The 7,024-nt window shown below is 41.4% G+C and carries 6 protein-coding genes; 2 read left to right on the plus strand and 4 right to left on the minus strand.

Annotation, left to right across the window (positions count from 1 at the left end; genetic code table 11):
• The first annotated feature begins 236 nt into the window (after positions 1-236).
• Both AB7E63_RS12635 and AB7E63_RS12640 read left to right on the plus strand, forming a co-directional pair.
• Entirely contained in the window at positions 237-2,672 is a 2,436-nt protein-coding gene (locus tag AB7E63_RS12635; protein ID WP_006341288.1) for a phosphoketolase family protein, read from the plus strand.
• 36 nt (positions 2,673-2,708) lie between these two features.
• Positions 2,709-3,026 carry a hypothetical protein gene (locus AB7E63_RS12640; protein ID WP_006341289.1) on the plus strand — a complete coding sequence of 106 codons (318 nt, stop codon included), beginning with the start codon at positions 2,709-2,711 and terminating at the stop codon, positions 3,024-3,026.
• 5 nt (positions 3,027-3,031) lie between these two features.
• Here AB7E63_RS12640 and AB7E63_RS12645 read toward each other — a convergent pair whose 3' ends face one another.
• From AB7E63_RS12645 to AB7E63_RS12660, 4 genes are all read right to left on the minus strand, one after another.
• Positions 3,032-4,450 carry a lipase maturation factor family protein gene (locus AB7E63_RS12645; protein ID WP_006341290.1) on the minus strand — a complete coding sequence of 473 codons (1,419 nt, stop codon included), beginning with the start codon at positions 4,448-4,450 and terminating at the stop codon, positions 3,032-3,034.
• Between the two features lie 89 nt (positions 4,451-4,539).
• Entirely contained in the window at positions 4,540-5,103 is a 564-nt protein-coding gene (locus AB7E63_RS12650; RefSeq protein WP_006341291.1) for a hypothetical protein, read from the minus strand.
• A gap of 112 nt (positions 5,104-5,215) precedes the next feature.
• The gene (locus AB7E63_RS12655) at positions 5,216-5,554 is read right to left on the minus strand and encodes a DMT family transporter (RefSeq protein ID WP_006341292.1); all 339 of its coding nucleotides are present in this window, start codon (positions 5,552-5,554) and stop codon (positions 5,216-5,218) included.
• Positions 5,555-5,566: 12 nt separating this feature from the next.
• Entirely contained in the window at positions 5,567-6,547 is a 981-nt protein-coding gene (locus AB7E63_RS12660) for a patatin-like phospholipase family protein (protein ID WP_226987443.1), read from the minus strand.
• Positions 6,548-7,024: the final 477 nt, after the last annotated feature.

A 7,024-nucleotide genomic window follows, 5' to 3' on the forward strand; every position in this document is an offset into this window, starting at 1 on the left:
GCATAATGATGACTCGGTGTTGATCTTGGTACTGATAAAGGGTCTGATTGCATTCTTGTCTCCTCATATGCAGGATAACAACCCACACTCCCATATTTGACGTATTTTTTTCAAACTAAAAGAGCTATGTTCAATCGAGTTAAAATTTTCTCCATTAATATGGAAAAATTTGACAGCAAAGAATGCTTTCGTTTAAGCCTAAGAAAAAACAAAATATTTAATAGCGAGAAGCAACGATGACGGAACAATCTTCAGAATTCTCTGTAGAGACTCTTCAAAATGGACGACCTCTTAATCCTTTAGATCCTGAAGAGGTAAGAAAAATTCATGCTTATTGGAGAGCTGCGAATTATCTATCCGTCGGACAAATTTATCTTCTCGACAACCCCTTGCTCAGGCGACCGTTAAAAGCTGAAGACGTGAAACCAAGGCTTTTAGGTCACTGGGGAACCACCCCGGGCTTGAACTTTATTTATGCGCACATGAATAGAGTAATCAAAATGTATGATTTGGATGTCATTTATTTGGCCGGGCCTGGTCACGGAGGGCCGGGTTTGGTTGCAAACGTTTACTTAGAAGGCACATATAGTGAAGTTTATCCCAATGTAACGCAAGATGAAGCAGGCTTAAAAAAATTATTTAAGCAATTTTCTTTTCCAGGTGGAATTCCTAGCCACGTCGCCCCCGAAACTCCAGGGTCTATTCATGAGGGTGGAGAATTGGGTTATGTCATGACGCATGCCTTTGGGGCGGTTTTTGATAATCCTGATTTAATCGCTTGCTGCGTCATTGGAGATGGAGAAGCTGAAACAGGACCTCTAGCTGCTAGTTGGCACTCCAATAAATTTCTGAACCCTATCCATGATGGGGCCGTTTTACCGATTTTACATTTGAATGGATACAAGATCGCTAATCCAACCATTCTAAACCGAATAAGCCGTGAAGAACTGCAGAGTCTTTTAATTGGCTACGGATATAAGCCTTATTTTGTAGAAGGTTCGGAGCCGGAACACATGCACCAATTAATGGCTGCAACGCTTGAGCTGGTGATTGAAGAAATTAAAAGCATTCAGCAAGATGCGCGAGAAAATGGATTTAAAGAGCGCCCTCTATGGCCAATGATTGTTTTGGCGTCTCCAAAAGGTTGGACAGGACCGAAAGAGATTGATGGGAAAAAAGTAGAGGGGTACTGGCGTTCCCACCAAGTTCCTTTTGCCGAAATAGCAGAAAATCCGAGTCATTTGCTGCGGTTGGAAGAATGGTTAAAGAGCTATAAGCCGGAAGAGCTTTTCGATGAAAAGGGGCACTTTCTCGCAGAGTATGCAGCACTTGCCCCAAAAGGAAAGAGGCGAATGGGGGCAAATCCGCACGCCAATGGCGGCGAATTACTAAGGGATCTTCGCATTCCAGATTTTAATGACTATGCACTTGATATTCCTGCACCAGGAGTTGTTGTTGCCGAATCTGCCCGAATTATGGGAAATTTTCTCCGCGACGTGATGAAAGCCAATTTAGATCAAAGAAATTTTCGCATTATGGGGCCTGATGAAACAGCTTCCAACCGCTGGAGTGCTCTGTTTGAAGCGACTAATCGGATGTTTACAGCAGAGATTCTTTCCTACGATGATCATCTTTCTCCAGATGGGCGCGTTATGGAAGTCCTCAGTGAACACCTATGTCAAGGATGGCTTGAGGGGTATTTATTGACGGGAAGGCATGGATTTTTTTCCTGCTATGAAGCATTTATACATGTGGTAGATTCCATGTTCAACCAACATGCAAAATGGTTAAAAACAATTCGTCATATCCCTTGGAGACGTCCGATTGCTTCACTAAATTATTTTCTGACTTCGCACGTTTGGCGACAGGATCACAATGGGTTCTCCCACCAAGATCCCGGTTTTATCGATCACGTGGTCAACAAAAAAGCGGAAGTTATCCGCGTTTACTTACCGCCCGATGCCAATACACTTCTATCTGTCACAAATCATTGTTTACAGAGTCGTAATTATGTCAATGTAATCATCGCAGGAAAGCAACCAGCATTGCATTATTTAACAATGGATGAAGCGATTAAGCATTGTTCTAAAGGAATTGGAATTTGGAAATGGGCGAGTAACGACTATGGGGAAGAGCCTGATGTGATCATGGCTTCTTGTGGAGATATTCCGACTCTCGAAACTTTGGCTGCGATCGACTTATTGCGCAAGCACATTCCAGATATTAAAATTAGAATGATCAATGTTGTGGATTTAATGGTTTTACAGCCCCATACAGAGCACCCACATGGCTTAACTGATCTTGAGTATGACGATTTGTTTACTCTCGATAAACCGATTGTGTTTGCTTTTCATGGCTATCCGTGGTTGATTCACCGATTGACCTATCGTCGTGCGAGTCATGAAAATCTACATGTGCGGGGCTATAAAGAGGAAGGTACTACGACGACACCTTTTGATATGGTGGTATTAAATGATCTTGATCGCTTTCACCTCATGTTGGATGTTGTAGAGCGGATCCCTCGCTTCAGCAAAATGCGCGCCTATATCAGAGAGTTTGTCGAAGGGAAGCTGATTGATCACACGCATTACATTCGACGTGTGGGGGATGACATGCCAGAAATTCGAGACTGGAAATGGCCTTATGGATACTCATCAGTTGTAAATAAATGAAAAAAGAATGAACTTGAGCCAGACTAGGGGGCATGCATGGATTTTCGATCATTGATGCGAAGTTATAACCTGGATGAAGTAGATAAAAAATTGGGAGAAAGGTTTTGGCATCCCGTTGAAGTGGCTCATCTCAACAATTGGGTGTTAAAAGCAACGGCTATTAAAGGTGAATTCCCTTGGCAATCCAATGAAGATGACGAACTTTTTTGGGTATATAAGGGAGAGATGTTGCTTGAAACAGAATCTAGTATGCTCTCTTTAAAAGAGGGGGAAGGGACTGTGATTCCAAAAGGCATTAGGCATAAACAAAGGGCTTCTGACAGAGCTGTGGTATTACATTTAGAGCCTGCATAACTATTTTAGAGGTGTTTTTCCCGTAAGTACATTGCAGGACTGTATTCCCCGATCAATGTACGATTCCACCAAGATCCATTTCTTTTCCTCTCTTCATAACTCGTAAAGGTATAGTCATAAATGACTGAACGAATGTAACGAGGAGGAGCGGATGGGAATGGATTTTTACGTAAAAGGGCTAAGACATCTGGTGTTCCCTTTAACAAGTGAACTAAGAAATTTTTAAACCAAGGCTCTGCTTCATATTCTGTAAAAGGCAAAAACCAGGCCTGCCAATCAATGCGCGGTTGGTAGGGGGAAATGCGGCGAGGACGTCGCGAAATTTCCGAAGGTTTATACCGAAAAAGATATTCTTCCCAATGTTCACCATCTAGGCTTCCTTCAATCACAATTTCGTATCGCTGAGTTGTCATAACAGCAAAAATTCCGTAGCGATTGGCCAAATGTAAGGGGGCAATGCGGTGAAAAAATTTTTCCAGAACAATTTCTGGAAAAAAAGCATTCCAAAGGCGCAAAAATTGCAAGAGAAGTAAGGCTCCACCGATAATGTTTACCAAAATAACCAAGTACAAAGATGGTTCAACGCTTTCTACAGGGATTTCCCAAACATTTGATAAAACAGCATTATTGATGAGGATAATGCAGAAGACGGCGGTCAGGTGATTAAGAAATGAAAAGTTACCAGTTAACCAAATACCGTATTGGAGAAGTACAAGAATAGCGCAAGTGGTCAGCCTGGCGAAATCTCCCCAAAAAATCCCAAAAGGAGCGATCATTTCAGCAAAAAACATTCCTAAAACAGAGCCTTTTTGAAACCACATGGGGAGTTTATGGGCGTACCAAGCGATTGTATTAGGAAGAGGCTGACTTTGATAGTGATGTGCAATGGCGGTTAAATTTGTCCAAGCAGGATCTTTGCTGAGCAATTTAACAGCTCCAGCTTGAAAATGAAACCGAAATAAAAGACAGTTAGCACTTGCCCAAATCAAATAACAGGGCACGATTGTTAAGCTCATGAAATAAGCATGAATCGTGATTTCTAACAAAAAGCCTTCCCATCCAAATGCCAGAAAGTCCTGCCCACCGCCTACAATCGATAGGTACAAAAAATAAAGCAAAATTAATTGGATGGAGGGATACCATCCTAACATTAAAAGAATAGAAGATAGAACGCCTAAAGTTGTGAGGCTCATCAAAGCTGTGTTGCTAGAGTTAAACCAAAAAAGGGTGGGTGCATAATGCAAACGTTTTCTAAGCGGAAATTTCCTAAGAAAATTCAGGTGGTCTTTTAAAGGCAAAATCCCATTTTCTCCGATAAGTCCGCGAATTTGGAACAGAAAAGCACCAAACGCAAAAAAATAAATAAATCCCAATAATCGATAAAAAAGCTGGCAAGTGATGGTGTAGGATTCGGGATAAAACATAGGAAAGCTCAATAAAATATTTGCTTTCTATATAATAAGACCTTGCAAGATAAGGCAAGTGTTTTTCTTGCCTTATCTTCTAAAAATACTTATCTATGTGAGTTGTTGTTGCTCGAACTGCTGGATGAGCTACTTGACGAAGAACTAGAGCTCTGAGGTATCGAGGGGGTTTGGATCTGATAGCTTCGTTGTTGATAGTAATTTTGTTGATAGCCGCTGCCAGGAAAGTAGCTTGGGGGAAGAGCTGGGGCATAAGGTTCATATTCATAATCAACAGACGGAACGCCTGTTTCACTGTAGTAGAAATTGGGATCAGAGTAGTAGCCTGGATTATTTCCCCATGCGCCCCCGCCGTACCAGTATCCGTCATGATTGAAATTATGCCACCCATGATGCCCATGGTGCCATCCATGCTGGCCATGATGCCCATGGTGTCCATGATGATGCCCACCATGATGTCCGTGATGGCCGCCGTGGTGACCGCCATGATGTCCTCCGTGGTGACCGCCACCGTGATGGCCGCCACCATGACCCCCATGTCCTTTGGCAATTGTCCCATCCGTTTCTTCTGCATCAATAGCGGTTGCACTTAGCAATAATAAACAAGCGATGCCACTCATAGTTGAAAAGACAAGATTGCGGATCTTATGCATAAAAGCCTCCCTCTGCCCACAAATCGCGGGTGTTTAGTCTTTTTTTTCTATTATAACATGCAAAATATAATGTAGATATATTTTTTGAATTCGCAATTTAAGTAGCTAATTTTTAATGAGGTGAGTTGTTGTTCGGTGTGACGATGCTTAAGATGACGACTCCGGCTAAAATCAACGCGGTTCCAATAAAATGCCAAACACCAAACATTTCTTTGAAATACCAAATTCCAATGCAAGAAATTCCTAAAATACCAAGTCCAGACCAGATGGCATAGACGATACTCACAGGCAAAACTTTTAACGTTAAAGATAGCAGCCAAAAGGCAAAAAAATAGCCTACAAGCACAATAATGGAAGCGAGCGGTTTCGTGAAGCCATCAGAAACCTTTAATGCACTAGTGGCAATAATTTCTGTGATGATAGCGAGAAAGAGGTATAGATATGGTTGCATATATCCTTTATTTTAATAGTCTAGGGAGATCTGCGGCAAATAGCAATGCAGTGTTACGACACGTTTTTGGTCATTACGTGAAGAAAGATCGATTCCACGCAATAGTTCTTTTATCAAAGGAATTTGTTCTCGTGTGGCCCTACGGCCAGCTTCATAGATCTGTAATTTCATTTTGTCATTAAACGTTCCCATTCCAGACGTTTTAGGGCGAATAATGATATCGGCATGATGCGTGCAAATTTCATTTTGCCAGATAAATGCGATCTCAGCGCTGCGAGTTGCCACTTGAAATAGATTTGAAGGGATTGTTTGTGGCAAAAGTTCGCAAAGATCCACTGCAATCACTAAATCTGCGCCGAGATCTCTCGCTACTTTTGCAGGAACTGGATTGACCACTCCTCCATCAATTAAAATGCGCCCTTTGTGTTGGCATGGCACAAACATCAAAGGTATGGAACACGAGGCCTGCACGGCTCTAACTAAATCACCTGATCCTATAGGGACAAGTTCTCCTGAAAAAAGATCGCAAGCGACAATAATCAGAGGAATTTTTAAGTCATCAAAAGTTTTTGCGGCTAAATGCTTGGAAAGGGTACTTTTCATCGAGCGACCTTGTGATAATCCATAGCGGCAATGCCAAAGATCTAGGTCTAGTAAAGAGTCAGTCTTTACATTCCAGACAACTTCTTTAACTTTTTCGATGTCGGGAGAATCTGCATAAAGCGCTCCCACCATGCTTCCTGCGCTACATCCAACAATCAAATCAATAGGTATTCCAGCTGCTTTCAACTCTTCAATGACTCCCACATGCGCCATCCCTCTTACGCCACCACTGCCTAAGACAAGAGCAACGCGGATTTTTTCAGGCAAAGAAATCACGCAGGGAGGATGAGGATTTCCTGGTTCGATATAATGATGCGATGCGCAAGATGAAAGGATAAATATCCATATAAGCGCCAAATAGGAGGACCGGTACAATGCTTTAGATATCATGCTTAGAAAACTAATAAAATTGTTACGACATTAGATACTGCTCTTAAATCTAAAGGAATGGCTTACAAAATGGAAGCCATTTTGACAAATGATTTTAAGACCTAGGTGCCAAAGTTCAAAAACGATCAAAAAAGGTTAAAAAAGAGCACATGAATGACGATCGAACATGTGCATTTTTTCGCATCCTTGAGAAAAAATAACAAAAATTAATAAAAATAACATTTTCCCTGATTTTGAGCACCATAAACGATTTGAGAAATAGATGAAAGAAGCTTTTACGTAAAATATTAAAAGAGGATTCATTTATTGAATAGGCGGGGTAAATACAGCTAAAAATTCATTTAATGAGAAAAAGGGGTTGCGGAAATAATGTGTCTTTTTGTATTGTCTTAGTTTCTTTCGCAAATAAGCAAGACGCTAACGAGTGAAACGAAAAGCAAAGCCAGTGAGCGATGCAAGTTTTTTGACAGTGAAGAA

Source organism: Parachlamydia sp., from assembly GCF_050255895.1.
GTDB lineage: Bacteria > Chlamydiota > Chlamydiia > Chlamydiales > Parachlamydiaceae > Parachlamydia > Parachlamydia acanthamoebae.

What these genes read in the sequence shown, in the direction of transcription:
- AB7E63_RS12640 (WP_006341289.1), top strand. Translation starts at nt 2,709, where the DNA reads ATGGATTTTCGATCATTGATGCGAAGTTATAACCTGGATGAAGTAGAT.
- AB7E63_RS12645 (WP_006341290.1), bottom strand. Translation starts at nt 4,450, where the DNA reads ATGTTTTATCCCGAATCCTACACCATCACTTGCCAGCTTTTTTATCGA.
- AB7E63_RS12635 (WP_006341288.1), top strand. Translation starts at nt 237, where the DNA reads ATGACGGAACAATCTTCAGAATTCTCTGTAGAGACTCTTCAAAATGGA.
- AB7E63_RS12650 (WP_006341291.1), bottom strand. Translation starts at nt 5,103, where the DNA reads ATGCATAAGATCCGCAATCTTGTCTTTTCAACTATGAGTGGCATCGCT.
- AB7E63_RS12660 (WP_226987443.1), bottom strand. Translation starts at nt 6,547, where the DNA reads ATGATATCTAAAGCATTGTACCGGTCCTCCTATTTGGCGCTTATATGG.
- AB7E63_RS12655 (WP_006341292.1), bottom strand. Translation starts at nt 5,554, where the DNA reads ATGCAACCATATCTATACCTCTTTCTCGCTATCATCACAGAAATTATT.